Source organism: Rhodoblastus acidophilus (genome assembly GCF_025961575.1).
GTDB classification, from domain to species: domain Bacteria; phylum Pseudomonadota; class Alphaproteobacteria; order Rhizobiales; family Beijerinckiaceae; genus Rhodoblastus; species Rhodoblastus acidophilus_C.
In genome coordinates this window covers 18,940-45,925 of sequence record NZ_JAOQNX010000015.1, presented here as the reverse complement: position 1 = coordinate 45,925, position 26,986 = coordinate 18,940, and the positions used below count along the sequence as shown (strand labels likewise).

Below are 26,986 nucleotides of genomic sequence, written 5' to 3'. Positions count from 1 at the left end.
AGGACGGATGAAAAGCCATGTGGGGAGGCCTCACCAACGCCCTCAACACCGCGACGACGTCGCTCGCCACCAATGCGGGCTTGCAGGCGGTCGTCGCGCGCAATGTCTCCAATGCGCAGAACAAGACGGGCTATGTCTCCGCGAAAGTGGCCAATGTGGTCACCGTCTATGGCGGCGCGGGGGTCATCCAGTCGGTCAGGAACCTCACCAGCGCCTCGCTGTTCAACGCCATGCTCTCGGGAACCTCGAGCAGCGCGGCGGCGCAGGCGCTGTCCGACGGCGTGACGCTTCTGCAAAAGACCGCCGCCGACGCCACCACCACGACGGACTCGACCACGGCGGCGCAATCGCCCTCGACGCTGCTCCAGGCGTTGACCTCGGCCTTGCAGACTTATTCGTCGTCGCCGAGCAATGCGTCGGCCGCCGCGGCCGTGGTCACCGCCGCCGACAGGCTCGTCAACGGGCTCAACGACGCCACCACCGTCACACAGAACGTGCGCAAGACCGCCGACCAGAACATGGCCACCTCGGTGGGGACCATCAACACGCTGCTCACGCAGTTCCAGTCGGTCAACAGCGTGATCGTCCAGGGAACCGCGAGCGGCGCCGACATCACCGACGCGCTCGACGAGCGCGACACCATCCTGCAAAGCCTGTCGAAGGAAATCGGCATCACCACCGTGGGCAATTCCAACGGCTCGATGTCGATCTACACGGACAGCGGCGTCACCCTGTTCGAAACCACGCCGCGCGACGTGTCGATGCAGGCGACGACCGCCTATTCGGCCTCGACGACGGGCGCGGCGGTCTATGTCGACGGCGTGCCGGTGACCGGCGCAAACGCCGTCATGCCGATTCAATCCGGCGCTCTGGCGGGCTATGCGCAATTGCGCGACACGATCGCGCCGACCTACCAGTCGCAGCTCGACGCGCTCGCCGGCGGCCTCATCAACGCTTTCGCCGAGACCAACCAAAGCACGGGCGGCCAGCTCGCCGGCCTGTTCACCTACAGCGGCGGCCCGGCGCTTCCCGGTTCGACGGCCATTCCCGGGCTGGCTGGCGACATCTCGGTCAGCACCGCGGTGGACCCCGCCCAGGGCGGCAGCTACAACCTGATCCGCGACGGCGGTATCAACGGCGCCGCCTATGTGCAGAACACGACGGGCGCCTCCGGATATAATGCGGCGCTGCTCGCCGACATCACGGCGATCAGCGCGTCGCAAACCTTTCCCTCGGGAACGGCGCTCTCGACCGCCAACAGCGTCAAGACCTATGCCTCGGAATCGGCGAGCTGGCTGAACGCCCAGTATCAGACGACCTCCAATGACGCGACCTATCAGGCGACCTTGCTGTCCCAGGCGTCGCAGGCGCTGTCCAACGCGACCGGCGTCAACATCGACTCGCAGATGTCGATGATGCTCGAATATGAAAACTCCTATCAAGCGTCGGCTAAATTGATTTCCACGATCAACAACATGTTCGGCGCGCTTCTCCAGGCGGTGTCGTGACATGACCGTGAACTCCGTTTCTAGCGCCACCCTGGCGAACATCCTTGCCAGCAGCGTCACGCGCATGCAAAGCCAGATGACGGTGCTCGAGGTGGAGAATTCCACCGGCCGTCTGGCGGACATCGGACTGTCCTTGGGCGCGGGATCGGGCGCCGTGGTGGCGCTGCACCAGCAGGTGGCGGATCTCGATGCGCTGACGCAATCCAACGCGCTTGTGTCCACTCACCTCGACACCGCTCTGAGCGCGCTGGGAAACCTTCAGCAGGTCGCATCGACCGCGCTGGCGCAGTCGGTGAACGCCACTTCGGTCCAGCCGTCCACAACCGGCTCCTACGCCTTGCAGAAGGCGGCGCAAGGCGCTTTGGACAGCTTCACCACCAGCGCCAATTCGGACGCCGGCGGGGTCTATGCGTTCGGCGGACAGAACACCGATACGGCGCCGATGAAGTCCTACACGGACAGCGCCCAGGCCTCCGTGCGCGCGGCTTTCCAGGCCACGTTCGGCTTCAGTGTCAACGACCCGCAGGTCAGCACGATCACCGCGACGGACATGACCAACTTCCTGAATGGCCCGTTCGCCAATCTGTTCACCGGCGCCAACTGGTCGCAGGACTGGTCCTCGGCCTCGGCGACGCCGCTGACCAACCGGATCAGCACGAGCCAGACGGTGACCACCTCGATCACCGCCAATGATCCGGCGTTCCAGAACACGGCCAAGGGCCTGGTGATGTTCGCCGAATTCGGCAATCTCGCCCTGAACCAGACCACCTATTCCGCGCTGGTCTCCGCGGCGCAGAAGACTTTGAACACCGGCAACAACCAGTTGATCGAAGCCAATGCCGCCTTGGGGACGATGCAGAACACGCTCAAGCAGGCGAATTCCTCGATCAGCCTCCAGCAGGATGTGTTGACCACGCAGATCAACGCCAAGGAGACGGTCGACCCCTATCTGGTCGGCACGCAGGTCAATGCGCTCTCGAACCAGTTGCAGGTCGCCTTTTCGCTGACCGCGCAGCTGCACAAGCTGAGCCTGGTCAACTTCCTATAGTTTGAACGGCGCAGGACTGATCGATGTACCAATTCACCTATGCAGAAGTTGTCGAAGATTCTCCCCAGGAGATGCGCGCGCGCGAACGCGATGCGCTCGATCGCGCCGTCGAGTTGCTGCGCCGCGCCGACGAGGCTGGCGTCCGCTCGGCGGAAGCGCAGGATGCGCTGGTCTACACCCATCGCCTCTGGACCATTTTCCTCGACGACCTCTCGAGCAATGGCAACGACCTGCCGGAGGCGCTGCGTGCGCAACTGATCTCGATCGGCATCTGGACGATCAAGGAGATCGAGCGCCTGCGCATCGGCGCGGCCGAGAGTTTTGCCGATCTCATCGAGATCAACGCGATCATCCGCGACGGACTGCTGTGAGGGACTCATGCTACTGAAGTTGCGCGCGGGCGAAAAACTCTACATCAATGGCGCCGTCATCAAGGTCGAGCGCAAGGCCACGATCGAGCTGCTCAACGACGCGACCTTTCTGCTCGAAGCCCATGTGCTCCAGCCCGACGACGCCAACACGCCGTTGCGCCAACTCTATTTCGTGCTGCAAACCCTGCTGATGGAGCGGGATTCCTCGCCGGAGACCCTGCGCCTGTTCAACGAAATGTCGGCGGCGACCCGCGAGGCGATCGGCGGCGGCGCGCTGGCCGACGGCCTGCGCGGCGCCGACGCGCTGGTCGATGGAGGGAGGGTCTTCGAGGCGATGAAGACGATCCGAGGCATGTTCGCGCTCGAAACCGAGTTGATGAAGGACAAGGCGCCGGCCAACGCGGCCTGAAGCGCAGTCGAGGAGCCCGCACCATGACCGTACCCGCCGTTTCCAACACCACCAACACGACCGGAACGAGCAGTTCGACCTCGAGCGCCGCGACGACAGCCGCCGCCTCAAGCACGATGAACTACAACCAGTTCCTGCAACTGCTGATGACGGAGCTGAAATATCAGGATCCGACCTCGCCGATGGACCCGACCCAGCAATTGTCGCAACTCGCCTCGTTCTCGGCCGTCGAGCAGCAGGTGCAGACCAACACCACGCTCACCTCGCTGCTGAACAACACGATGATCAACCAGGCGGAATCGGCGATCGGGCGCACGGTGCAGTCTTCGGACGGCTCGGTCAGCGGCGTCATTTCCTCCGTCACGGTGAGCTCCAGCGGCTCGACGGCCACGCTGACCAACGGCCAGACGGTCACGCTGGGAACCGGCGTCACCATTTCCTGATCGAACGCCATGAACGAAGCTGACGCCCTCGATCTGCTGCGCGCGTCCATCTGGACGGTGCTGGTCGCGACCGGCCCCGCCGTCGGCGCGGCCATGGTGATCGGCATCGCCATCGCGCTGTTCCAGGCCCTCACGCAAATCCAGGAAGCCACGCTGACCTTCGTGCCGAAGATCGTCGTGGTCCTGGTGGCGCTGGCGCTCAGCGGCCCGCTGATCGGCGCGCAGGTCTTCTCCTTCACCGAACAGGTCTACGGACGCGTCGAGAAGGGTTATTGAGCGGAAGTTTGACGCAAGCTTGCCCGTCCATCTTCGGTCCACCGATTCAACGAGGATGAGACATGACGCAAGCAGCCGCGATCGCTCCGGTTCAACCCGCCGGGAAGGGCGGGCGCGATATCGCCTTCGCGGCGGCCATCATCTGCATTCTTTGCGTCTTCTTCCTGCCAATTCCCGCCTTCCTCATCGATATGGGCCTGGCCTTCTCCATCGCCCTGTCCGTGCTGATTCTCATGGTGGCGCTGTGGATCGAGAAGCCGCTCGAGTTCACCTCGTTCCCGACCATCCTGCTGGTCTCCACCATGTTGCGGCTGTCGCTCAACATTGCGACGACACGCCTGATTCTCGCCGACGGCGCCCATGGCGTGAACGCAGCCGGCTATATCATCGGCGGCTTCGCCAAGCTGATGATGGGCGGCGATTTCGTCATCGGCCTTGTCGTCTTCACCATCCTCATCACCATCAATTTCATGGTCATCACCAAGGGCGCGTCGCGCATCGCCGAAGTCGGCGCGCGCTTCACACTTGACGCCATTCCGGGCAAGCAGATGGCCATCGACGCCGATCTCTCCGCCGGCCTGATCAACGAGAAGGAGGCGCAGCAGCGCCGCCGCGACCTCGAGGAGGAAAGCTCGTTCTTCGGCGCGATGGACGGCGCGTCGAAATTCGTGCGCGGCGACGCCATCGCCGGCCTGATCATTCTCGCGGTCAATGTGTTCGGCGGCATCGTCATCGGCGTCACCCGCCATAATCTCGAGGTCGGCGCGGCGGCGGACGTTTATACCAAACTGTCGGTCGGCGATGGCCTGGTGTCGCAGATTCCGGCGCTGATCATCTCGCTCGCGGCGGGCCTGCTGGTGTCCAAGGGCGGCACGCGCGGTTCGACCGAAAAGGCCGTGCTCAACCAGCTCGGCAATTATCCGCGCGCCATGCTGGTGGCGGCGGCGCTGCTGTTCTTCCTCGGCTTGATGCCGATGCTGCCCTTCCTGCCCTTCGCGGCGCTCGCGGGCGCGCTCGCCTATCTCGGCAAGACCATCCCGGAAAAACTCGCCAAGGAGCGCGCGGCGCACGAAGCGCTGGCGCGCGCCCAGGAGGAGGCGGCCGCCGCTGAGGCGAAGAATTCGGTCAAGGAATCGCTGCGCACCCACGAGATCGAATTGGTGCTGGGAAAACAGCTCGCCGCCCGCCTGCTGCTGTCGCAAAACGAGCTGTCCACGCGTGTGGCGCGGATGCGGCGCAAATTCGCCATGCAATACGGATTTGTCGTGCCCGAAATCAAGGTTTCGGATTCGCTCACTGCGCCGCCGAAAAGCTATCAGATCAAGATTCACGGCGCGGTGGTGGCCTCGCAGGAGGTGCGCATCGGCGAATTCCTGGTGATCAGCGGCGACGGCCGTCGCCCCGACACGCCCGGCGAGGAGGTGCGCGAGCCCGCCTTCGGCATGCGCGCCTGGTCGATCGCCGAAGCTTTCGTCCCCGAGGCGAAGCGGCTCGGCTTCAACCCGATCGACAATATGTCGGTACTGCTCACCCATCTCTCCGAAGTGCTGCGCAACAATCTCGGGCAACTCCTCTCCTACAAGGACATGCGCGCGCTGTTCGACCGGCTCGGCCCCGAATACAAGCGTCTCCTCGACGAGATCAGCCCGGCGCAGATTTCCTATTCGGGCTTGCAGGCTGTGCTCAAACTTCTGTTGCAGGAGCGCATTTCGATCCGCAACCTGCATCTCATCCTCGAAGCCATCGCCGAGATCGCGCCGCATGCGCGTCGGGCCGAACAGATCGCCGAACATGTGCGGGTGCGCATGGCGCAGCAGATTTGCGGCGATCTCGCCCAGGGGACGGTGCTCAAAATCCTGCGGCTCGGCAATCGCTGGGACATGGTGTTCCACCAGAGTCTCAAGCGCGACGCCAAGGGGGATGTCGTCGAATTCGACATCGATCCGCGGCTTGTCGAGGAATTCGGCGAACAGGCGTCCAAGGCCATTCGCAAGCTCATGGACGCCGGCGAACAATTCGCGCTGGTGGCTGCGCCGGAAGCGCGCCCCTATGTGCGCATGATCATCGAACGGCTGTTCGCCACCCTGCCGGTGCTGTCGCATCTGGAGCTGGCGCGCGGCATCGAGATCAAGTCGCTGGGGACGATTTCGTGATCGAGACCGCGCCGGAGATGCTCGCTTCGGTGTTCGTGCTGTTCTGCCGGATCGGCGCCTGCCTGATGACGGCGCCGGGATTTTCCAGCCCGCGCACGCCCGTGCGCGTCAGATTGTTCATCGCGCTGACGCTGACGCTCGCGCTGGCGCCGGCGCTCACCGGCGGCAAGCCCTTGGCGCTGAACGGCCTCGCCGGGCTGGTCGGCGCGATTTTCTCGGAGCTGATGATCGGCGGCTTTATCGGCTTGCTCGGGCGGCTGTTCTTTCTCGCGCTCGAGACCATGATGATGTCGGCCTCGATGAACATCGGTCTGAGCAATCCGCTGGGCGCGCCGATCAACGAGGCGGAAGCCCTGCCCGGAATCGGCGTGCTGGTGAGCGTGACCGCGATCTGCCTGATCTTCGTCATGGGCCTGCATTGGGAGCTGATTCGCGGCCTCGTCGCCTCCTATTCGGTGATGCCGGTGGGGACCGTGCTGCGGCCGCAAGCGGCTTTGGCCTCTTATTCGGACACTCTGGCGCGCACCTTCGTCATGGCGCTGCGCGTCACCAGCCCTTTCATCGTCTATGGCGTGATCGCCAATTTCGCCGTGGGTCTGCTCAACCGGCTGACGCCGCAGGTTCCGGTCTATTTCATCTCCGGTCCGTTCCTGGTCGCCGGCGGCCTGATCCTGCTCTACTTCATCGTCAATTCCATGATCCCCGCCTTCATGGCGGATTTCGCCGACTGGGCCGTCAAGGGAAGCTGATGCGACAGAGACACAAAAGCCTCAACCGCCTGCTGCAGGTGAAGAAACAGCTTCACCAGAAGGAGGAGGCCGAGCTGGCCGAAATCCAGCGCAAGAAGAGCGAAATCGAGGCGGAGCGGCGCGAAGTCTTCGAAATCCTCGGCGCGCGCGACGATCCGTTCATCCTCGGCCTCGCCTGCCGCCACCTCATCCAGACGCAGCGGCGCGAACACGAGCTGAATGAGCGGGAGAAGGAACAGAAGTCGCAGCTGATGAAGCGCACGGCGCAGAAGAAGGCGCTGGAGAAGATCGTCGACGAGGCGGCGCGCCGGATCGCGCGCGAGGACGAGAAGCTGGAGTTGCTGGAGATCGGCGAGCGTCTCGCGGCCAAAGCGTTTTCAAGCGTGGATGCCGGTTCGCGTGAAGAAAACGCGCAAAAGCAAAAATTGCGCTCAAGCCTCCCGTAAGTTTAAGCCGCTAGTTTGGTCAAGGTTCGAGGGCGCGCGAAAAGAAATGGCGATTTCACCGGTATCCGATCTCATTGTCGACGTGGCGCGCGCGGCCGATCCCCAAAAAGCCTCCGCCGCCTCCCGCGCCCTGGAAACAGGCGCCGCGCCCGAGATGTTTTCGGCGACGCTGAGGCAGGCGGCGCCGCCCGTCGACACCGGCAGCTACGCTTACCGCAATCCGGCCGCCACCGTCACGCCGGCGATGACTCCTGAACGCAAGGCGGCGGTGGGGCTGGAGAGTGTGCTGCTCAAGGGCATGATCGAGGAAATGCTGCCCAAGGACGCTCCCGATGTCTACGGCTCCGGCACGGCGGGCGACGTGTGGCGTTCGATGATGTCGGAGAAGATCGCCGAGGAAGTGGCGAAATCCGGATCGCTGCACATCGCCGACCGCCTGTTCGCCACGCATCAGGACCTGTTGCAGCCCTCGACCGTCAACAAGATCCAGCCGGCCCCTCCGTTCGTCGATTCCAGGATGAAGATCTAGCCCGTGAAACCATCGAACCTTCCCCGTCACGCCATTGGCCAGATCAATGTCCAGGCCGCCTTCGCCGATGTCATCGCCCGCGTGGAGGCCGTGATCGATCAGGAGACCGCGCTGCTGCGCGAGAACCGCGTCGTGCAGCTCGCCGAGTTCAACACGCGCAAGCATCAGGCGCTGCTGGAGCTCAACCGCGTCCTGCGCAATGTCGCCCAAGGCGATCTCAAGCGGCTCGAACACGACGGCGTCGAGCGCCTCGTGCGCAAGCTGGAGGAAAACCGCCAGTTCCTCGCCCATCATTTGCGGGCGATGGACGAAATCTCGGCTCTGGTGTCGCGCGCCCTGCAGGAGGCCGAGTCCGACGGGACCTATGGGCGCGAAGGCGTCTGAGCGAAGGGAGCGGATGCGATGATCAAGATGCTGGCCCTGGCGGTGTGGGCGAGCGCGATCGCGGTGCTCGCCGGCAACGCCGCGTCGAAATGGCAGGAGGCCAAGGCCTCGCCGCAAAAGGCGGAAGCGGCGGAACACGCCTATGAATACCGGAAGTCCAAGGTGATCAACGTGCCGGTCATCGCCGACGGCGCGCTGCTCGGCTATGTGCTGGTGCAATTCCTCTACGGGCTCGATTCCAAGGCGGAAAAAATCGCCATCAGCCCCGACGCGGTGCTGATGGACGAGGCGTTCCGCACGCTCTATGGCGACCCCCATCTCGATTTCCGCCATCTGGAAAAATACGACATGGACGGGCTGACGAAAAAGCTCGCCGTCGCCCTCAATGCGCGGCTGGGCGATGGCGTGGTCAAGGATGTCTTGATTCAGGATTTTTCCTACATGCCGCGCAACGAGACGCCGCGCTGAGGCCGATCTAAATCACTCAAAATTAATAAAGTACGTCATGCCACGCCGAGCCACAGGTCATCATCCTGCGGCCGCGCCCACTGCGGCGCCGCGTCGATGACCGGGACAAGTCCGGTCATGACGACATGGAGCGGTTTCGACATCGGGCTGCGCGCGTTCTCGTATCGTACGGACTTGCGCCGCCCTCTCACTGCCGCAGCGGCCGCAGCCGCGCATCAGCCAGCGCCGAGGCGAAGCGCTTCGGCAAATCCTCCGGCGCGCCCGGCGTGTCCAGCGCGAGATGCTGGATGTCGATCGCCGCGCTGGCGCCGTCGAGTTGCAGCCGGAAGAAGGCGGTGGCGCCGCGCCAACGGAATTCCATGCCCAGCGACACGCTGGGCGGCGCATTCCATTTGACGTCGGCTTCGGCGGCGCAGGCATAGCGCAGCGCGCCCTGCTTGAAATAAAGTTCGGCCGAGGAATGGACGAGGTCCTCAATATTGGCGGTGCGTTCGCCATGGACATAGCCAATCAGGTCGATGACGTTCACCAGCCGCAGTTCCGTGGCCACATCGGCGAGCGCTTCGGCGAGGGCTCGCTCGCACGCGCGCGGGATGGGGGTTGGCTTCATACGCTTGCCTTTACTGTTTTCGGGCCGCTGCGCCGGTCCTGTTGAGGAAGTGAATCAATTCCGCAATGACGCGGTAGAATTCCGCAGGGATCATCATGTCTACTTCGACACGGTCGTACATGGACCTTGCGAGAGCCTTGTCTTCAATAACTGGAATTTCATGTTTTTCAGCAATTTCGCGAATCTTGAGCGCGATCAGGTCCTGCCCCTTGGCGACGACTTTCGGCGCGCCGCCTTCCTCGCGCACGTAGCGTAACGCGATGGCGTAATGGGTGGGATTGGCGATCACCATGGTCGCCGTGGGCACCGCCGCCATCATGCGCTTGCGCGAGCGCTCCATGGCGACCGAGCGCTGCCGCGCCTTCACCATCGGGTCGCCCTGCAACTGCTTCATTTCGTCCTTCACGTCCTGGCGGCTCATGCGCAGGTCGCGCCGCCAGTGGATGCGCGTCCACACCAGATCGGCGGCGGCGAGGACGAAAATGGCGAGCGTGACGCCGCCGAGCAGCTTGCGCGCCAGGCCGAGCAGGCGATCGCCGAGGCCGGCGGGGTCGGACTGGATGGTGGCGATGGCGCCGCCGATCTCGGCCTTCAGCAGCACGAAGGCGATGACGCCGACGACGAGCAGTTTCAGGACGCTCTTCAGCAGTTCCGTGAGGCCGCGAAACGAAAACACCCGCGACCAGCCGGCGATCGGCGAGACGCGGTTCCATTTCGGCGCCAGGCGCTGCGGCGAGATGCGCGGGACGTTCTGGCCGAAGGTCGAGACCAGCGCCATGGCGATGATGAGGATCACCGCCGGCAGCAGGAACAATCCGGCGACCTGCATGCAGGCGTTGAGCAGGTGCAAGGCGTTGCGGCCGGCGCCGACCTGGTATTGGCCGCTCTGGTCGAGCAGATTTTGCAGCGCGGCGATCAGCGGTCCGGCGCCCGAGCGCAGGAAGAAGGTGAAGAACAGCAGGCTGGCGAGCAGGCCCGCGAACAAGGTCACTTCACGCGAATGCGGCGTGTTGCCCTGCTCGATGGAATCGCTGATGCGCTTTTCCGTCGGTTCTTCTGTCTGGCTTTCCTTGTCGGGCGCGTCTGACATCGCGCTTACTCAAACACGGCGTCGCTTTCGCCGCTGGAATTGATCTCGATCTCGTTGCGCTCGGCCATTTCCAGAACCATGTCGGCGATGGCGCGGCGGGCCTTGAGCACGTCGCGCTGTTGCGCCGGGCCGCCGCCATTGAGTTCGCTTTCCACCATGCGCCGGGCGCGCGCGCCCATCGAGGACAGGATCATCTCGCGGAACGTCGCATCCGTGCCCTTGAGCGCGAGCACCACGCGGTCGGCGGGCGCCTTGTCGAACACGGCGGTGCGCGCCTTCTGCGACAGCTTGGCGATGTCCTCGAAGGTGAACAGCAGGCCGCGCAGGGTTTCCGCGTCCTTGGGCCGGTCCTCGGCGAGCGCGTTGAGCACGTCGTCGATCTGGTCACGCTCCATTTTGTTGATGATGTCGGCGATCTTGGAATGGGTGTCGCCGCCGGTGTTGCGCGCGACATTGAGCAGCAGGTCCTCGTGCATGGTGCGCTCGAGCAGGCGCATCATCGGGTCCATCACCGGACGCGGCGACAGCATGCGCTTCATCAGGCTGTTGCGCATCTCGCGCGGGGTCAGCGCCATCACCTTCGCGGCGGCGCCCGACGACAGTTTGGACAGCACGAAGGCGAAGGTCTGCGGGTGCTCCTTTTGCAGATAGGCGGCGAGCGCGGCTTCGGGCGCCGCGGACAGGCGGTCCCACATCGCCTTGTTGGAATTGCCGAGCACGTCGGAGAGGATTTCCGCCGCCTGGTCCTCGGGCAGGGCGCCCGCGAGCAGGCTTTCGGCTTCGCCCGCCGACCCCAGAAGCTCGGCGCCGGCGGTGAACTGTTCGGTGAAATCCGCGATCAGATGTTCGATGGTCGCGGGATTGACCGAGCCGAGTTCGGCGGCCGCGCGCGTGACCTGGCGCAGTTCGAGCGGATCGAAGCGCTTGAGCAGGCGCCCCGCCACCTGTTTGTCCATGGCGAGCAGCAGCGCGGCGACCTTCTCGGCGCCGAACAGCGGGCGCGCGACTCCGCTCGCCCGGTGCGGCGTCGGATAGCGGCCGGAATCGTCAGTTGAAGGCGTCTGCATCCGCCGAGCCCACAATCTCCGTTAGGGAAACGCCGAAGCGTGAATTGTCCTCGTCGACCACGACCACTTCGCCGCGCGCGACAATGCGGCCGTTGACGACGACATTGACCGGTTCGCCGACGCGCTGGTCGAGCGCCACAACGGCGCCGCGGCCAAGCTTCATCAGATGCGCGACCGGCATTTTCGCCGAGCCGAGCACCACTTGCACGGTGACGGGAATGCGCAGGATCGTGTCATGGCGGCTGAGGTCGTCGACCATGCCCTGATGCGTTTCGGCGATCGTGCTCTGCTGGAAGTCGTCAGTGTCGGTCATGGAATGTTTCGCCGTTTGCTTCTTGAATCAGTTTGCATTCTCGGTCACCGCCGTCGTCTTGAGGAATTGCGCCAGCGGCATTTCCTCGACATTGACGCGGTCCGCGATTTTCAACGTGTACAGCCCCTTGGCCTGCCCCAGTTCGCACCAGAACAGCGGCTGGTTCTTGCAGTCGAAGCGCACCTGGGTGAGGGCGCTGGGTTTGAGCGGCAGCACGTCGCCGACCTTCCAGTTGGAGATCTCGCCGAGCGTCGCCTCGGATTCGTCGAGCACGCCGACCACCTTGACTTCCGCCTTCTGCACGCCCTGGCGCATCATCTTCAGCCAGCGCGGGTCGCTGGCCGAGCCGTCGCTCGACAGGTCTCGCGAAAGCTGCTGGCGGATCGGCGTGAGCGCGGGCTGGGGAATGACGACGAACATCTGTCCGCCGATGTCCATGGCCTGGATCAGGATTTTCGCGATCACCGCCAGCACGTTGCGCCGGCCCATGATGGTGAAGTCCATGCGCGTTTCCACCCGCTCCAGCCTGAAGGTGGTGTCGATCACCGGGCCGAAGGCGGAGCGCAGCGCCTCCGAGGCGATCTCGAACACGGTCTGGGCGACGCGCGTCTCCAGCGTCGAGAAGGCGCGATCCTCGTCATAGGGAGCCTCCTGCGCGTCGCCGCCGAGCAGCACCTCCATCAGCGAGAAGATGCAGCGCCGGTCGAGGCCGATCAGGATGCGCGCGTCGAGCTCGGGCGAGTAGAAGATGGCGGCGATGCTGCCGTCATAGGCGTCGAGCGCGTCCCAGACGTGATCGGTCGAGATCGAATTCACGAAGCAGGAGACCACGGCCGGCGCATAGGGGCGGATGCCCTCGGCGCAGGATTGCGCCAGCCGGTCGAAGATCATGGTGAGCATCGGCAGACGCTCGACCGTCAATCCGGGATTGTCGAGCAGCCGGTCCGCGGCGCCGCGGGTTTCCGTCGTGTTCATGGATCAGGCCGCCGCTTTCTCGCCGCCGCCGGTGGTCTCGCTCTCCACCTCGTCGATGGTGGGGCGCTCCTTGGCGGGGATGGTTTTCCGGCCGAACTCGACCGCGATCTGCGGCATGGCGCCGTTCATGTAGGCGAGCAGGGTCTGCTTCACCAGCACGAACTGCCTCAGCATTTTGGTTCGCGTCGTCTTGATGAGAGCGGCCAGCGGCCCGAGGATGCCATAAGAGGCGAAAATGCCCGAAAACGTGCCGACCAGCGAGGCGCCGATCAGGCCGCCGAGCACTTCCGGCCCCTGGTCCAGCGCGCCCATGGCGTGGATGATGCCGAGCACCGCCGCGACAATGCCGAGCGCGGGAAAACCGTCGCTGACGCTGGTGAGCGAGTTGTACGGCTTCAGCTTGTCATAGGTCAGCGTCTGGATTTCCTCGTCCATCAGCGCCTCGATCTCGAAGGCGCGGGCCGTGCCGATGATGATCAGGCGGGCGTAGTCGCAGATGAAATTCGTGAGCAGCTTGTTGGCCAGGATTTTGGGGTGCGCCTGGAAGATCGGGGATTCCGCGGGATTGTCGATATGGGCTTCGACCTCGCCGCGCGACTTGCCGCGCATTTCGCGCATCAGGGCGTGCAGAAGGGTGAGAAGGTCCAAGAAGTCCTTCTGTTTCGGGCCCTTGCTGAGAATGGCCTCCATGATGGCGGAGCCGGAATCCTTGATCACCGGCATCGGGTTCTGCACCACGAAAATGCCGAGCGCCGCGCCGCCCAGAATCAGGAACTCATAGGGCTGCATCAGCGTGTGCAAATGGCCGCCGATGGCGACGTAGCCGCCGAGCATGCACCCGAATGAAATGGCCAGACCGATGACGAAATTCACGTGGGCTCTCCGCTTGAAGCTTGGCCTCCATTAGTGCCTGCCCGGGCTGGCGCGAGGCTGACGCCCGGGGAGTCAGCCTCGCGCCAGCGCCATGGTTAATGTTCGGCGCAAGCACGCGTTTTCGCATTCACCAAGGTCGGACTTCGGCGTCATGCAATCGAGTCTTTACGTCACGCTTTCGGGGCAATCGGCGCTGCAAAAGCGCATCGACACGATCGCCCACAATATCGCCAACGTGAACACCGCCGGCTTCCGCGCCGAAGAAATCAGCTTCGCCTCGCATCTGTCGCGCCACGCGCCGACGCCCGTCGCCTTCGCCGTCACCGGCGACAGCTATATTTCGCGCAAGACGGGCGAGATCCAGCGCACCGGCGATCCGCTCGACATTGCGGTGCGCGGCGAGGGCTTTTTCGCCATCAAGACCCCGGACGGGATCTCCTATACGCGCGACGGGCGGATGCACATGGATGCGACCGGCGCGCTGCTCACCGTCAACAATTATCCCGTGCTCGACGCCGGCGGCGCCGGCATCACGCTCGACGGCTCCGCCGGCGCGCCGGTGATCGCCTCCGACGGCATGATCAGCCAGAACGGCCGCCAGCTCGGCGCCATCGGCCTTTATCTGCTCGATCCCGAGGCCAAGCTGACGCGGGTCGACAATTCGGCGGTGAAGTCGGACCGGCCGGGAACGCCGGTGCTCGATTTCAACAACAATGGCGTGCTGCAGGGCTCGACCGAGGGCTCGAACGTCAATCCGATCCTCGAGATCGCCCGGATGGTGAACATCCAGCGCGCCTTCGAAAGCGCCGCCCGGGCGGTCGAAAACACCGAGACCAATCTGAACGACGCCATCAAGAGCCTCGGCTCGCCGAACGGAGGCTGAGCGCATGGAAGCCCTGGAGCGTTTGCATCGCGAGGTCCTCGAAGCCGATCTCCGCCTCGATCCCGTGCGGGTCGGCGGCGTGGTCACGGAGGTCGGCCCGTCGGCCTATCGGGTCGCGGGCCTGTCGCGCTATCTGAAACTGGGCGATGTCGTCGGGCTCGACCTCGAGGGCCGGACCTCGCCCGGCGAGGTCGTGAAGATCGACATGGACGGGGTGACCGTCAAATCCTTTGACGCGCGCGTTGAGGGCGGGGTGGGCAATCTCGCTTTTCGCACCCGGCCTTTGCGCCTGAAGCCGCATCATTCCTGGAAGGGGCGCGTCATCAATGCGTTGGGCGCGCCGATCGACGGCGAGGGGCCTCTCATGGAGGGCGAGCGGTCGCTGCCCATCGATGCGGAGCCCCCGGCCGCCATGCGCCGCGAACGCGTGCAAAACCCGATCCGCAGCGGCGTGCGCGTCATCGATTTCTTCACCCCGCTCTGCGCGGGGCAGCGCGTCGGCATTTTCGCCGGCTCGGGCGTGGGAAAATCGACGCTGCTCGCCATGCTCGCGGGCTCCCCCGGCTTCGACAGCGTGGTGATCGCGCTGGTTGGCGAGCGCGGCCGCGAGGTGCGTGAATTTCTGGAAGAGGCGCTGGGCGACAATCGCCGGCTGGCGATCACCGTGGTGTCCACGGCGGACGAAAGCGCCATGATGCGCCGCCTCGCCCCCAAAACCGCCATGACCATCGCGGAGCATTTGCGCGACGAGGGCGAGTCCGTCCTGTTGATCGTGGATTCCATCACCCGCTTCGCCCATGCGGCGCGCGACGTGGCGCTGGCGGCGGGCGAACCGGCGGTGGCGCGCGGCTATGCGCCCAGCGTGTTCACGGAATTGCCGAAACTTCTTGAGCGCGCCGGGCCCGGGGAGATTGGCGGCGGCGCCATCACCGGCGTGTTTTCGGTGCTGGTCGACGGCGACGATCACAACGATCCCGTCGCCGACAATATTCGCGGCACGCTCGACGGCCATATCGTGCTCGACCGCGCCATCGCCGACCAGGCGCGCTATCCCGCCGTCAATGTGCTGTCGTCGGTGTCGCGCCTCGCCCATCACGTCTGGACCAAGGACCAGCGCGCGCTGGTGATGCGGCTGCGGGCGATGATTTCGCGGTTCGAATCCTCGCGCGATCTGCGTCTGATGGGCGGCTACCAGGCGGGATCGGACCCGCTGATGGACCAGGCGGTCGGGTTCACGCCGAAAATCTACGAAGCGATGAACCAGTCCCGCGAGGACCCGCCGAGCCTGGATGCGTTCCGCGAACTGGCCAATGCGCTGCAGTCGGACAAGCCGGCTGGTTGAACCCTTTCGAGAATTTTGGAAGATGGAGCAATGAAATGACGAGCGATTTGGCGCTCAAGGGCGTGGGATTGGCGTGCGCCGCCGGTTCCGTCTGGTTCGCCGCCTATATGGTCAACCATCAGGGCGAGGCCCCGCGCGTCAATGCGATGGAGGAATTCGCTCTCTTCGCGCAGCCCAACCGGGTGCGCGCCGTCGAGGCGGCGCTGCGCGGCGCGCCGGCGCAGAGCGATCCCAAGCGCACCGGCAAGGTTTTGGAGATCGACATGACGCCGATCGGCGCGACGCAGATTCGCGCGCCGGCGAAAGCGGAAACCGCGCGCCGCGACCTGCGCATTGTCGAGCTCAACCCCGACAGCGCGCTGCTGGAGACATCGGAAGGCTATCGCCGCATCAGGGTCGGCGACGACATGCCGGAGATCGGCAAGATCATCGCGATCCGGCGCATGGCGGAATATTGGATCGTGGTGGCGAGCGTGCGCTCGCTGGCGCAGGCGGCGCCGCCGGACGCGAAATAGGGGCGCCCTTTTCCCTCGAGGGCGAAGGCGGCTTGCGCAAAAGGGCGTCGAACGACGCCCTTTTTATTCACTGCGCGGCCCCCTCATCCAGCGCCAAAGCCCGTCGAAAGACGGGCGCCTTTCGACGCCCTTCGGGGCCAGCTTCTCCCGCGAGGGGAGAAGGGATTTTTCTTCACGCCAGACCGAACATCGTCTTGATGCGCTTGCCGATGTCGCCCACCGGCAAAACCTCGTCGGCGCAGCCGTTCTCGGTCACGGCGCGCGGCATGCCCCAGACCGACGATGTCGCCTGGTCCTGCGCCACCACGAAGGCGCCGCCGTCCTTGAGTTTGCCAAACCCTTTGGCGCCGTCATTGCCCATGCCGGTCAGCATGATGGCGAGCACCTGGCCGCCATAGCCCGACGCCGCGCTTTCGGCGAGCACGTCGACGCTCGGCTTGTAAAGGCTCTCGCCCTGCGCGGGCGAAATCTTCGTCTTGCCGTTGACAATGCGGAACATCATGCCGCCCGGCCCGACATAGGCGACGCCGGGTTGGAGCGGCATGTCGTCGGCGGCCTCCACCACGCTGATCGCGCAGACGTCGCTCAGCCATTTGGCCATGGCCGCCGTGAACTGCGGCGGCATGTGCTGGGCGATGACGATCGGGGCGGGAAAATTTTTCGGCAGGCCCTGGAGCACCTGGCACAAAGCGCGCGGGCCGCCGGTCGAGGAGCCGATCACCACCAGTTTCGGCTTGCTGTGCGTGACGCGCATCGGCAGCGCGCGGCGCGGCGCCGGGGCCGGCGAGGGCGCGACCATGGGGCGCTGGCGGGCGCGGGTGGCGCCCACCACGGCGTGCAGCTTTTCGTGCAATTGCTCGAAGCCGCCGGCCTTGGGAATGAAATCCATGGCGCCGAGCTGCAGCGCCTGGATCGTGGTCTTGGCGCCGGCGTCGGTCTGCGACGACACCATGATCACGGGAATCGACGATTTCGCCAGAATCTGCTTCAGCGCGTCCAGGCCGTTCATTTCCGGCATTTCGACGTCCATGGTGATGACGTCGGGCTTGATCTGCTCCGCCTTGGCGACGGCCTCGCGGCCGTTGGTGGCGGTGTCCACCACGCGGAAGCGGGCGTCGCGATGGATGTGTCGCGTGATGGCGTTCCGCATGAAGCTGGAATCGTCCACGACGAGAACGCGAATGGGCTGGGTGGCCGGCTGTTGCTTCAGCATTTTGGCGGCTTCGCTCCTGATATTTTCATTGACGTGTCTCCCGCCATCGCTCATCCGGCGCCGCCGGCGTCGCGCGCCTGATCTGCATCTTCATCTTGGCGTGACTTTGTTAACAGATGCTCAACGCAGAGTTGCATGTGTTGGTCGCGGTCTTGCAACAATTTTGCAATTTACAACCAGGAGGGTGTGTTCGGCGCGTCTATGGTAACCGTTTATTATCGGTTTGCGAGCAAATCATCTTGAACACAACTTATGCGGGTGTCGCGGAGTGGCTATGCTTCAGGTGAAGGACGACGACTTTTCAGCGCCTGCCCCGGTCGCCGAGCCCGCGCTCGGGATCGTCAATCCGACGACCGGGCTCGCGAACGATTACCTCAATGTTTTCAATGAAATCCTGCTCCTGCTCGAATTCCTGCCGACCATGCCGGAGATGACCGAGGAGGCGCTCGCCTGGCAGCCGCGGACCTATACGGAATATTTCGCGCAGTCGACCCTGCCCGACGCCAAGCACGCCCTGGAGGCCTATGAAAAGGTCGATCCGGCGCTGCGCAAGAAATTCGAATCCGTCCTCATGCGCCTGAACGAGATCGTCGTCGACGCGCAGCGCACGCTGGCGGAGGAATCCACCCGGCCCGACTATCCGGATTCGATCGTCGGATCCTGCGAGGCCACCGCCGAGCAGATGCGGATCGGCCTGGCCTATGTGAACCGGCTGATCAACGAGGGCGGCCCCTCATCCGCGGGCGCGTCCCGCTCCCGCAACAAGAACAGCTGATGGATTGGCGCCATGGATGAAATGTTGATGGAATTCCTCGCCGAATCGGCGGAGCAGATTGAAGCGGCCTCGGCGCAGATCGTCGAATTCGAACGCAATCCGGAAGATGCGGCGCTGATCTCCAGCATCTTCCGGCTGGTGCACACCATCAAGGGCACCTGCGGCTTCCTCGGCCTGGAGCGTCTGCAGCGGCTGACCCATCACGCCGAAAGCCTGATCGGCTGTCTGCGCGAAGGCGCGACGGCGACGCCGGATGTCGTCTCCGCCATTCTCACCGCCGTCGACCAGGTCAAGGTGCTGTTGGGCGATCTCGAGGAAACCGGCCAGGAGCCCGATGGCGACGACAGCGAGATGATCGCGCTGCTCGAACGCCAGGTGGCGATCTGCCAAGGCGGCGAAGCCGCCGACGCTGCGGCCTCCGCAGAAGCGCCCCTCGTGGCGGAAGCCGAGCCGGAGCCGGTGGTCGACGAGGTTGTCGAGCCCGAACCGGAACCCGAACCGGAGCCGGTCGCCGCCGCGCCCGAGGAATGGCCGGCCGAGCCCGCGGCGGAAGTCGTCACGCGCCCCGCCACTCAGGAATCGCTCGACGCGCTGGTCGCTTCGCTGCGCGCCGCCAAGCTCGACGTCCGCCGCGAACAGGCGGCTGCGGCGAAAGCCGAACCCGCCAAGGCGCCGGAGCCCGCGCCCACCGCCCCCGCCGCCAAGGGCGCGTCGGATGCGGCCCACCCCGCCGCCGCCAAGGCCGGCGAATCCGGCGAGGGCCGCGCCAAGGGCGCGGACACGATCCGCATCAATTTGAATACGCTCGAGCGGATCATGAATCTGGTCTCCGAGCTGGTCCTGACCCGCAACCAGCTCATCGAGCTGACGCGGCACAAGGAAGACGAGACGCTGAAATCGCCGCTGCAGCGGCTGTCGACCATGACGACCGACCTGCAGGACGCGGTGATGCGCGCCCGCATGCAGCCGGTGGAGCGGGTGTTCTCCAACCTGCCGCGCATGATCCGCGACCTCGCCAATGATCTGAACAAGAAGATCAATCTGGTCACCGAGGGCGCCGACACCGAACTCGACCGCCAGCTCATCGACCTCATCCGCGATCCGCTGACCCATCTGGTGCGCAATTGCGCCGACCACGGCATCGAGACGCCCGAGGAGCGCCTGCGCGTGGGCAAGCCCGCCGCCGGCACGGTGCGCGTCTCCGCCGCCCATGAGGCGGGACAGATCACCATCGAGATCGCCGACGACGGGCGCGGCCTCGACATCAACAAGATCAAGAAGAAGGCGATCCAGCTCGGCGTCGCTTCGGCCCAACAGCTGGAGCGGATGAGCGACGAGGAGATCTACCGCTTCATCTTCGCGGCCGGTTTCTCCACCGCCGAAAAGGTCACCAATGTGTCCGGGCGCGGCGTCGGCATGGACGTGGTGCGCGAGAACATCCAGGCGATCGGCGGTTCCGTCGCCTTGACCTCGACGCCCGGCAAGGGCGCGAAATTCGCGCTGAAGATTCCGCTGACGCTCGCCATCGCGCCGGCGCTGATCGTCGAGGCCAGCGGCCAGCGTTTCGCTTTGCCGCAGCATTCCGTGGTCGAGGCCGTCGGCCTCAACGGCGGCGAACACAAGATCGAACTGGTGCAGGGCTCGAAAATCCTGCAGCTGCGCGAAGCGGTCCTGCCGATCGGCAGCCTCGCCGAACTGCTGCATCTCGCCCCGCCGGAAAACCGCACCGCCGAAGCCGAGCAGCTCGCCGTGATCATGCGCGTCGGCGCCCATGCTTTCGGCATCACCGTCGACGCGGTGGTGGACGTGCAGGAAATCGTGGTCAAGCCGATGGGCGGCTCGCTGTCGCATCTGTCCTCCTTCTCCGGCCACACCATTCTCGGCGACGGTTCGGTGGTGCTGATCCTCGATCCCAACGGCGTCTGCCAGGCGCTCGGACTCGAGCAGTCGCGCGAAGGCTCGGCCGCCCATGTCGAAAGCGGCTCGCTGCGCGTCGGCGACCGGACGAGGCTGGTCTATTTCCGCGCCGGAACCGGCGTGGACAAGGTCCTGCCTTTGTCCAACATCGCCCGCATCGAGACGGTCTCCTCGGAGAAGATCGAATTCTCGAACGGCATGATGCTGATGCAGCACCAGGGCCGCCTGATGCCGATCGTCTCCGCCGCGCCGGACGTGATGGTCAAGGAAGGCGACAACACCGTGTTCGTCGTCAGCCCGGATGGCGAGCCCTTCGGCCTGCTCATCGACGCCATCGTCGACATTATCGAGGAGAAGCTCGACGTCGAGATCGCCGGCGACCAGCCCGGCATTGTCGGCGCCGCAGAGATCAACGGCAAGGTGGTCGAACTGCTCGACATCGCGCATTTCATCGACATTGTGCGTCCGCAGGCCGAGCGGCCCAAGGACCGCAAGAGCCGGCTGCTGCTGATCGACGACGCCGCCTTCTTCCGCGACATGCTCGCCTCCACGCTTCAGGCGCATGGCTTCGAAGTGGTCAAGGCCGGGACGGGCGCGCAGGGCGTCTCGGCGGTCGGCCATTCCGGTCCCTTCGATGCGGCGCTGATCGATGTCGAGCTTCCCGACGTCGCCGGCTACGAACTGGCGGAGCGGCTGCGCGAAGCCGGCGCCGCCTTCCCGATGATCGCGCTCGCGCCCTATGCGACGCGTGAGATCCAGCGCGCGGCGGCGGCCGCCGGCATGGCCGGCGCGGTCGGCAAGTTCCAGCGCAATCAGTTGCTCGATCTGATCCGCGCCTGCATCGAGCAACAGAACGACATGCAAGACGAAGATCTTTTCGCCGGAGCGGCCGCATGAGCTACGAACCCTCGAAAGTGTTGCGCGACGGTCTCCAGACCGCCGGGAATGCGCTGGATGGCTATTTCTCGATCAAGGTGGCCGGAGACACCTTTGGCCTGCCGGTCACCCAGGTGCAGACCATCTTCCGCATCGGCTCGGTGACGCCGGCGCCGGGCGGTCCGGCCGACATTGTCGGGCTGGTGAACCTGCGCGGCAAGATCGTCACCGCGGTGAGCCTGCGCCGCCGCCTCGGCCTGGAGCCGGAAGCGGGCGGGCCGGGAAGCCTCGCCATCGGCATCGAACATCACAAGGAGGCCTTCGCCCTTCTCGTGGACGAGGTCGGCGACGTGCTGACGCTGACGCCGGACAACGCCATCGCGCCGCCGCCCCATATCGGACGGCAGCGGGCGAAATTCGCCTCGGGCTACAACCGGGTCGGCGGACAGATCCTGCCGCTGCTCAATGTCGACGCCGTCTTCGACTTCTCGGACGACAAATAGCCGCGCGAAGCAGAGGCGCTTCGCGCGACGACGCGCGGAAAATGCAGGCAAGCTTGTTTTCGAATTGCAACGGAGCTGAACGATGAAGAACGTGCTGGTGGTTGACGACTCGCCGATGATCCGGCGCATCGCCAAGAAAATCCTGGAAGAGCTGAACTTCAAGACCTGCGAGGCCGAGGACGGTCAGAAGGCGTTGGCGGCGGTGAACGCCGACATGCCCGACGCCATTCTGCTCGATTGGAACATGCCGGTGATGGACGGTCTGGAATTCCTGATCAACCTGCGCCAACTGCCCAATGGCGGCTCGCCGAAAGTGCTGTTCTGCACCACGGAAAGCGATGTGAAGCACATCACCAAGGCCATGCAGGCCGGCGCCGACGAATATATCATGAAGCCCTTCAACAAGCAGATCGTGAAATCAAAATTCGAGGAAGTCGGTCTGTGCTGAGCATGATTCGTTGGCTCGCCAACGAATCATGCTCAGCCTTCCCTGTGTTCCTGCAGGATTGTTGATCCGAGAACCGGCCGCCACTTTTCGGAAATCCTGCTTGGAGCGGGGAAAGAGGCGAGCCCATTGATCGCGCCTGCGGTCATGGGTTCCAGGCGTTTGTGTGTCCTTGAGTGAGTATGCGTCATGTCCCAGGCCTTTGCAGCGTTACAAGCCTTTCTGCTGAAATCCTCGGGCCTGTCGCTCGACAAGGAGAAGAAATACCTCGTCGAGGCGCGGTTGACCCCGGTGATCGAGCAGGCCGGCCTGAGCGATCTCGGCGAACTCGTCACCATGATCGAGACCGACCGGACGCTCGCGAAAAAGGTGACGGAGGCCATGACGGTCAACGAAACCTTCTTCTTTCGCGATCGCCAGCCGTTCGATGGATTTCGCAACGCCATCCTGCCGGAACTGCTGAAGCACCGCTCCCGGCAGAGAAAGATCCGGATCTGGTCGGCGGCGTGCTCGACCGGGCAGGAGCCCTATTCGCTCGCCATGATCGTCGATGAGGAGGCGCGCAATCTCGCGGGCTGGACGGTGGACATTGTCGCCACCGACATCGCCGAAACCGTGCTTAAAAAGGCCAAGGACGGGGTCTATACCCATTTCGAGGCGCAGCGCGGCCTGCCCGCCCAGCATCTCGTGCGCTATTTCACCAAGCGCAAGGACAATTGGGTGATCAGCCAGCACATCCGCTCCCGCGTGGACTTCCGCCAGCAGAATCTGATGGCCGACTTTTCCGCGCTCGGCCAGTTCGACGTGATCTTCTGCCGCAACGTGCTGATCTATTTCGCGCCGGACCAGAAGCGCGACGTGCTCAACCGCATGGCGCAAAGGCTCTCGCCCGACGGTTTTCTCGTGCTCGGCGCGGCCGAAAGCGTGATCGGCTATTCCTCGGAATTCAAGCCGCATTCGGACAATCGGGTCATTCTCACGCGGCGCGCGGCGACGCCGCAGCACGAGCCCTTGCGCACGGGCGCCAGCCTGGAGCAAGCCCGCGCGGCAAAATAGCGGAGGGCGCTGCGACCGTCGGAGGCCCGATTCTGGAGCTTCCTGATGTCCGCCTCGCCTTGCGCCTCGTCTTCCGTTTCAATCGAACCGCCGCTGATCGGCCTGGCCGCGCTGACGCGCCGCGCCATGCGCGGCGAATCGCTGGCGCCGATCGCGCAGGCGCTGCAGGCGCGAATCGCCGCCAATCCGGATGACGCCAATGCGCTGATGGATCTGTCCACGGTCGAGCTGTTGCGCGGGTCGCGCGCGGCGCGGCTGCGCGTGCAGGGCGAGGCGCTGGCGCGCCGCAAGCTCTACCCGCAAAACGCGCGCATCCCCGGCGCGACCCGTCTCCTCGTCCTGCTCGCCCCCGGCGATTTCATGGCCAACACGCCGGTGGAATTCCTGCTGGAGGACGCGCCGATCAATGTCGATTTCCTCTATGTCCAGAGCGAGGCGGATTTCCTTCGGCTGCCGCCCCATGACGTCGCCCTGGTCGGTGTGGCGGAATCCTGCGCCAACCAGAAGATCCTGGGCCTGATCGACGAGGCCGCGCCCTATTGGCCGAGCCCCATCCTCAACCATCCCGCCGCCATCGCCCGCCTGACGCGCGACGGCGCCTGGCGTTTGCTGCGCGAAGTCGAGGGGCTGCATTTCCCGGAAAACCGCCGCATCGCCCGCGCCGCGCTCGCGGCCGGGGAGGGCGGTTCATATCCGCTGATCATCCGCCCCGTCGATTCCCATGCCGGCGAAGAGCTGGAAAAGATCGAAACCGCGGCGGCGCTAGGCGCCTACCTGCGCGGCCATTCCGGCGACGAATTCTATGTCGCGCCCTTCGTCGATTATTCCGGCGCCGACGGCAAGTTTCGCAAGATTCGAATCGCCCTGGTCGACGGACAGGCTTGGCCGATCCATTACGCCGTGTCGTCGCGCTGGATGGTGCATTATCTCAACGCCGACATGCTGCACAATCCCGCCCATCGCGCCGAGGAAGAGATGTTTATGCGCGACTTTGAAGCGTTTGCCGCGCGGCATGCGGCGGCGCTCGACGGGCTGAAGCGGCGCCTCGGTCTCGACTATCTGCAGATCGATTGCGCGGAGGCCGCCGACGGCCGCCTGCTGATCTTCGAGATCGGCACCGCCATGATCGCGCACGATCTCGATAATCCCGTCACCTTCCCCTACAAATCCGCGCATATGCGCCGTCTGTTCGACGCCTTCCGCCGCATGGTCGCGGCGCGCGGCGCCGACCACGAGCAGACCCCTGAGCCAGCCTGAGGCAAGATTGCGCGCCTAATCTTCTGTTCAGCTTAACAAACATCAGGAGGGTGGTTCGTGGAGACCCTGGCGCTGTTTTCGCTTGCGTCGCAAAGGGCGAGCTGGCTTTCGACACGGCAGGCGACCATTGCCTCGAATGTCGCAAACGCCAATACGCCCGGTTATCGCGCGCAGGACGTGACGCCCTTCTCCTCGGTGCTGTCGCATCTGCAATTGCCCATGGCGGCGACCGCGCCGGGCCACATCAAGCCGGATGCGCTGGCGGGCTCGAAATCGCGGGTCAAGCCGACGGAGAGCTGGGACGTCGTCTATTCCGGAAACTCCGTCAACCTCGAGCAGGAAATGCTCAAGGCCGGCGAAGTCAACAGCGCCCACGCGCTCGACGTGGGCGTCGTCCGTTCGTTCCACCAGATGCTGATGAATGCGGTGAAGGCCTGACCATGGCGATCGATCCTCTTGTCTCCTCCATGCATATCGCCAGTTCGGGCCTGCACAGCCAGTCGACCCGTCTGCGCATCGTCGCGGAAAACATCGCCAATGCGCATTCGACCGGCTCGACCGCCGGCGCCGACCCCTATTCGCGCAAGACCATCACTTTCGAGAGCGAACTCGATCGCGCCAGCGGCGAGAACCTGGTGCAGGTCAAGTCGATCGGCGCGGACACCACCCCGTTCCGCACCGAACATCTGCCGGGACATCCCGCCGCCGACGCCAGCGGCCATGTGAAAATGCCCAATGTCGATCTGCTCTTCGAAATGGCCGACATGCGCGAAGCCAATCGGTCTTACGAGGCCAATCTGCAAATCGTGAAGCAATCCCGCCAGATGCTTTCCGCAACCATCGATCTCTTGAGGACCTGACATGATCGGAGCTTTGTTGCCTGTCGCCATGGACGTCGCGCGCGGTCTCGCCCCGTCCTCTCCCGTCACCGCCGCCGCCTCCGCCAGCGCGGGCGCCGATTTCGGCCAGGCGATGGCCGCCGCCGCCGGCGACGCAATGAAAACCTTGAGAGGCGCCGAATCAGTGTCGATGTCGGGCATCCAGGGCAAGGTCAGCGTGCAGCAGGTGACCGAGAGCGTGATGCAGGCGGAGCGCACCCTGCAAACCGCCGTCGCCATTCGCGACAAGGCGGTCTCCGCCTATCAGCAGATCAGCCAGATGCAGATTTGAGAGCTTTTACGTCTGACGCGTTTTCTTAACGCGAACCGGAATCCACTTCGCTTGAAAACGCTACGGAGTCATTCATGCGCGCCCTTGTGATCGCCGCCACCGGCATGAACGCCCAGAACCAGAACCTCGAAGTCATCGCCAACAATATCGCCAACATCAACACCACCGCGTTCAAGCGGTCGCGGGCGGAATTCACCGATCTGCTCTATCAGGCGGAGCGGCTTCAGGGCGTCGCCAATCGCGGCGCCAATTCCGTGGTGCCCGAGGGCGCGCAGATCGGCCTGGGCGTGCGCACCGCCGCGATCAGGCCGCTGGAGATCCAGGGCTCGATGACCAGCACCAACAACCAGCTCGATCTCGCCATTTCCGGCCGGGGCTGGTTCCAGGTGCAGTCGCCCAGCGGCGAGACGCTCTACACGCGCGCGGGTTCGCTTTCGACCAACGCGCAGGGTCAGATCGTCAACACCGACGGCTATCCGATCATGCCGAACATGGTGGTGCCCAACAACACCACCGCGATCACGGTCAGCGAAACCGGCATCATTTCCGCGACCATCGGCGGCCAGACCAATCCGCAGCAAATCGGCCAGTTGACCCTCGCGACCTTCGTCAACGAACCCGGCCTGATGGCGCTGGGCAGCAATCTGTTCCAGCCCACGGCGGCCTCGGGCCAGGCGGTGACCGGCGTGCCCGGCGACCCCGGCATCGGCAAGATCAAGCAGGGCTATCTCGAGGCGTCCAACGTCGATCCCGTCTCGGAAATCGCCACCATGATCCAGGCGCAGCGCGCCTATGAGATGAATTCCAAGGTGCTCGAAGCCGCAAGCTCGATGGCCGGAACCATCGCCAATCTGAGGACCTCTTGACCATGATTCGCCTCGCGCGGCTCGTCGTCCTGGCCGCAACGCTTGCGGCGCCGTCCGTCGCCGGCGCCGGTCCGCGCGACATGGTCGTGCCGGCCCAGGTGATCTATCCCGGCGACCGCATCACCGAGTCCATGCTGAGCGACACGCCGGCGCCGAACGGCGATCTCACCGGCATTCTTGTCGAACGCGGCCAGCTCGTCGGCAAGGTCGCGCGCCGCACGCTGCTTCCGGGCAAGGCGATTCCCGCCGTCGCCGTCGAGGAGCCGCGCGCGGTGTCGATGGGCGGATTGGTCCAGCTCGTCTACCAGGCGGACGGGCTGACCATCGTCACCAACGCGCAGGCGCTGCAAAATGGCTATGTCGGCCAGGTCGTCCAGGTGCGCAACATCGAGAGCGGAATCGTCGTGTCCGGCGCCATTCAGGCGGACGGAACGGTTTTGGTGAACGGCGGCTGAA

Annotated in this window: 33 protein-coding genes; 26 read left to right on the top strand and 7 right to left on the bottom strand. The window is 64.6% G+C overall.

From position 1 onward, the window contains the following. Window positions 1-17: 17 nt before the first annotated feature. The 12 genes from flgK (at window position 18) to M2320_RS11995 (ending at window position 8,784) form a co-directional block, all read left to right on the top strand. On the top strand, window positions 18-1,508 hold the full coding sequence (gene flgK, locus M2320_RS12050) for a flagellar hook-associated protein FlgK (protein WP_264597487.1): 1,491 nt from the start codon (window positions 18-20) through the stop codon (window positions 1,506-1,508). Window position 1,509: 1 nt separating this feature from the next. Then, window positions 1,510-2,556 carry a flagellar hook-associated family protein gene (locus M2320_RS12045; RefSeq protein WP_264597486.1) on the top strand — a complete coding sequence of 349 codons (1,047 nt, stop codon included), beginning with the start codon at window positions 1,510-1,512 and terminating at the stop codon, window positions 2,554-2,556. A 23-nt stretch (window positions 2,557-2,579) separates the two neighbouring features. After that, on the top strand, window positions 2,580-2,927 hold the full coding sequence (gene flaF, locus M2320_RS12040) for a flagellar biosynthesis regulator FlaF (RefSeq protein WP_264597485.1): 348 nt from the start codon (window positions 2,580-2,582) through the stop codon (window positions 2,925-2,927). A 7-nt stretch (window positions 2,928-2,934) separates the two neighbouring features. After that, the gene (locus tag M2320_RS12035) at window positions 2,935-3,336 is read left to right on the top strand and encodes a flagellar biosynthesis repressor FlbT (RefSeq protein ID WP_264597484.1); all 402 of its coding nucleotides are present in this window, start codon (window positions 2,935-2,937) and stop codon (window positions 3,334-3,336) included. A gap of 23 nt (window positions 3,337-3,359) precedes the next feature. After that, entirely contained in the window at window positions 3,360-3,779 is a 420-nt protein-coding gene (flgD, locus tag M2320_RS12030; protein WP_264597483.1) for a flagellar hook assembly protein FlgD, read from the top strand. Window positions 3,780-3,788: 9 nt separating this feature from the next. After that, a complete protein-coding gene (fliQ, locus tag M2320_RS12025; RefSeq protein WP_264597482.1) occupies window positions 3,789-4,055 on the top strand; it encodes a flagellar biosynthesis protein FliQ in 267 nt (88 codons plus the stop codon). Window positions 4,056-4,117: 62 nt separating this feature from the next. Then, window positions 4,118-6,208, top strand: a complete 2,091-nt coding sequence (gene flhA, locus M2320_RS12020) for a flagellar biosynthesis protein FlhA (RefSeq protein ID WP_264597481.1) — start codon at window positions 4,118-4,120, stop codon at window positions 6,206-6,208. Continuing rightward, window positions 6,205-6,957: a flagellar biosynthetic protein FliR gene (locus M2320_RS12015; protein WP_264597480.1), complete on the top strand. Its 753-nt coding sequence runs from the start codon at window positions 6,205-6,207 to the stop codon at window positions 6,955-6,957. The genes flhA and M2320_RS12015 overlap by 4 nt, the downstream gene beginning before the upstream one ends. Beyond that, complete coding sequence (locus M2320_RS12010) at window positions 6,957-7,403, top strand: hypothetical protein (protein ID WP_264597479.1); 447 nt, start codon at window positions 6,957-6,959, stop codon at window positions 7,401-7,403. The genes M2320_RS12015 and M2320_RS12010 overlap by 1 nt, the downstream gene beginning before the upstream one ends. 46 nt (window positions 7,404-7,449) lie before the next feature. Further along, complete coding sequence (locus M2320_RS12005) at window positions 7,450-7,932, top strand: rod-binding protein (protein WP_264597478.1); 483 nt, start codon at window positions 7,450-7,452, stop codon at window positions 7,930-7,932. 3 nt (window positions 7,933-7,935) lie between these two features. Further along, window positions 7,936-8,316, top strand: a complete 381-nt coding sequence (locus M2320_RS12000; RefSeq protein WP_264597477.1) for a flagellar protein FlgN — start codon at window positions 7,936-7,938, stop codon at window positions 8,314-8,316. An 18-nt stretch (window positions 8,317-8,334) separates the two neighbouring features. Beyond that, window positions 8,335-8,784: a hypothetical protein gene (locus M2320_RS11995; RefSeq protein ID WP_264597476.1), complete on the top strand. Its 450-nt coding sequence runs from the start codon at window positions 8,335-8,337 to the stop codon at window positions 8,782-8,784. A 187-nt stretch (window positions 8,785-8,971) separates the two neighbouring features. Here M2320_RS11995 and M2320_RS11990 read toward each other — a convergent pair whose 3' ends face one another. The 6 genes from M2320_RS11990 to motA form a co-directional block, all read right to left on the bottom strand. Further along, window positions 8,972-9,394, bottom strand: coding sequence for a hypothetical protein (locus M2320_RS11990; protein ID WP_184428356.1), 423 nt, complete (start codon window positions 9,392-9,394; stop codon window positions 8,972-8,974). Between the two features lie 10 nt (window positions 9,395-9,404). Continuing rightward, on the bottom strand, window positions 9,405-10,484 hold the full coding sequence (gene flhB / locus M2320_RS11985; protein WP_264597475.1) for a flagellar biosynthesis protein FlhB: 1,080 nt from the start codon (window positions 10,482-10,484) through the stop codon (window positions 9,405-9,407). A gap of 5 nt (window positions 10,485-10,489) precedes the next feature. Beyond that, window positions 10,490-11,551: a flagellar motor switch protein FliG gene (locus tag M2320_RS11980; protein ID WP_264597474.1), complete on the bottom strand. Its 1,062-nt coding sequence runs from the start codon at window positions 11,549-11,551 to the stop codon at window positions 10,490-10,492. Further along, a complete protein-coding gene (gene fliN / locus M2320_RS11975) occupies window positions 11,532-11,810 on the bottom strand; it encodes a flagellar motor switch protein FliN (RefSeq protein ID WP_264597550.1) in 279 nt (92 codons plus the stop codon). Before fliN ends, M2320_RS11980 begins: the two co-directional genes overlap by 20 nt. 81 nt (window positions 11,811-11,891) lie before the next feature. Beyond that, window positions 11,892-12,839 (bottom strand): flagellar motor switch protein FliM, encoded by a 948-nt coding sequence (locus M2320_RS11970; protein WP_264597473.1) that lies wholly within the window; start codon window positions 12,837-12,839, stop codon window positions 11,892-11,894. Between the two features lie 3 nt (window positions 12,840-12,842). Continuing rightward, the gene (gene motA, locus M2320_RS11965) at window positions 12,843-13,712 is read right to left on the bottom strand and encodes a flagellar motor stator protein MotA (RefSeq protein WP_264597472.1); all 870 of its coding nucleotides are present in this window, start codon (window positions 13,710-13,712) and stop codon (window positions 12,843-12,845) included. A gap of 151 nt (window positions 13,713-13,863) precedes the next feature. On the opposite strand from motA, the gene flgF reads away from it, so the two are divergent. From flgF to M2320_RS11950, 3 genes are read left to right on the top strand one after another with little or no spacing between them, the layout of a single operon-like run. After that, a complete protein-coding gene (flgF, locus tag M2320_RS11960) occupies window positions 13,864-14,595 on the top strand; it encodes a flagellar basal-body rod protein FlgF (protein WP_264597471.1) in 732 nt (243 codons plus the stop codon). A 4-nt stretch (window positions 14,596-14,599) separates the two neighbouring features. Then, complete coding sequence (gene fliI / locus M2320_RS11955; RefSeq protein WP_264597470.1) at window positions 14,600-15,937, top strand: flagellar protein export ATPase FliI; 1,338 nt, start codon at window positions 14,600-14,602, stop codon at window positions 15,935-15,937. 35 nt (window positions 15,938-15,972) lie between these two features. Then, window positions 15,973-16,452: a hypothetical protein gene (locus M2320_RS11950; protein ID WP_264597469.1), complete on the top strand. Its 480-nt coding sequence runs from the start codon at window positions 15,973-15,975 to the stop codon at window positions 16,450-16,452. A 172-nt stretch (window positions 16,453-16,624) separates the two neighbouring features. Here the strand turns inward: M2320_RS11950 and M2320_RS11945 are convergent, their stop codons facing one another. Next, window positions 16,625-17,665, bottom strand: coding sequence for a protein-glutamate methylesterase/protein-glutamine glutaminase (locus M2320_RS11945; protein WP_264597468.1), 1,041 nt, complete (start codon window positions 17,663-17,665; stop codon window positions 16,625-16,627). 274 nt (window positions 17,666-17,939) lie between these two features. On the opposite strand from M2320_RS11945, the gene M2320_RS11940 reads away from it, so the two are divergent. The 11 genes from M2320_RS11940 to flgA all read left to right on the top strand — a co-directional run bounded on the left by M2320_RS11940 (window position 17,940) and on the right by flgA (window position 26,985). After that, window positions 17,940-18,440: a hypothetical protein gene (locus M2320_RS11940; RefSeq protein ID WP_264597467.1), complete on the top strand. Its 501-nt coding sequence runs from the start codon at window positions 17,940-17,942 to the stop codon at window positions 18,438-18,440. A 12-nt stretch (window positions 18,441-18,452) separates the two neighbouring features. Beyond that, window positions 18,453-21,254: a hybrid sensor histidine kinase/response regulator gene (locus tag M2320_RS11935; RefSeq protein ID WP_264597466.1), complete on the top strand. Its 2,802-nt coding sequence runs from the start codon at window positions 18,453-18,455 to the stop codon at window positions 21,252-21,254. Beyond that, window positions 21,251-21,736: a chemotaxis protein CheW gene (locus M2320_RS11930; RefSeq protein WP_264597465.1), complete on the top strand. Its 486-nt coding sequence runs from the start codon at window positions 21,251-21,253 to the stop codon at window positions 21,734-21,736. The genes M2320_RS11935 and M2320_RS11930 overlap by 4 nt, the downstream gene beginning before the upstream one ends. 82 nt (window positions 21,737-21,818) lie before the next feature. Next, complete coding sequence (locus M2320_RS11925) at window positions 21,819-22,184, top strand: response regulator (RefSeq protein ID WP_155446146.1); 366 nt, start codon at window positions 21,819-21,821, stop codon at window positions 22,182-22,184. 186 nt (window positions 22,185-22,370) lie between these two features. Continuing rightward, window positions 22,371-23,237, top strand: coding sequence for a CheR family methyltransferase (locus M2320_RS11920; protein ID WP_264597464.1), 867 nt, complete (start codon window positions 22,371-22,373; stop codon window positions 23,235-23,237). Window positions 23,238-23,282: 45 nt separating this feature from the next. Then, entirely contained in the window at window positions 23,283-24,494 is a 1,212-nt protein-coding gene (locus M2320_RS11915; RefSeq protein ID WP_264597463.1) for a hypothetical protein, read from the top strand. A gap of 57 nt (window positions 24,495-24,551) precedes the next feature. Further along, a complete protein-coding gene (flgB, locus tag M2320_RS11910) occupies window positions 24,552-24,932 on the top strand; it encodes a flagellar basal body rod protein FlgB (protein WP_264597462.1) in 381 nt (126 codons plus the stop codon). A gap of 2 nt (window positions 24,933-24,934) precedes the next feature. Beyond that, a complete protein-coding gene (gene flgC, locus M2320_RS11905; protein ID WP_264597461.1) occupies window positions 24,935-25,354 on the top strand; it encodes a flagellar basal body rod protein FlgC in 420 nt (139 codons plus the stop codon). Between the two features lies 1 nt (window position 25,355). Then, on the top strand, window positions 25,356-25,664 hold the full coding sequence (locus M2320_RS11900; protein ID WP_184428373.1) for a flagellar hook-basal body complex protein FliE: 309 nt from the start codon (window positions 25,356-25,358) through the stop codon (window positions 25,662-25,664). 74 nt (window positions 25,665-25,738) lie between these two features. Next, window positions 25,739-26,530 (top strand): flagellar basal-body rod protein FlgG, encoded by a 792-nt coding sequence (flgG, locus tag M2320_RS11895; protein WP_184428374.1) that lies wholly within the window; start codon window positions 25,739-25,741, stop codon window positions 26,528-26,530. 2 nt (window positions 26,531-26,532) lie between these two features. Continuing rightward, entirely contained in the window at window positions 26,533-26,985 is a 453-nt protein-coding gene (gene flgA, locus M2320_RS11890) for a flagellar basal body P-ring formation chaperone FlgA (RefSeq protein WP_264597549.1), read from the top strand. Window position 26,986 lies beyond the last annotated feature (1 nt).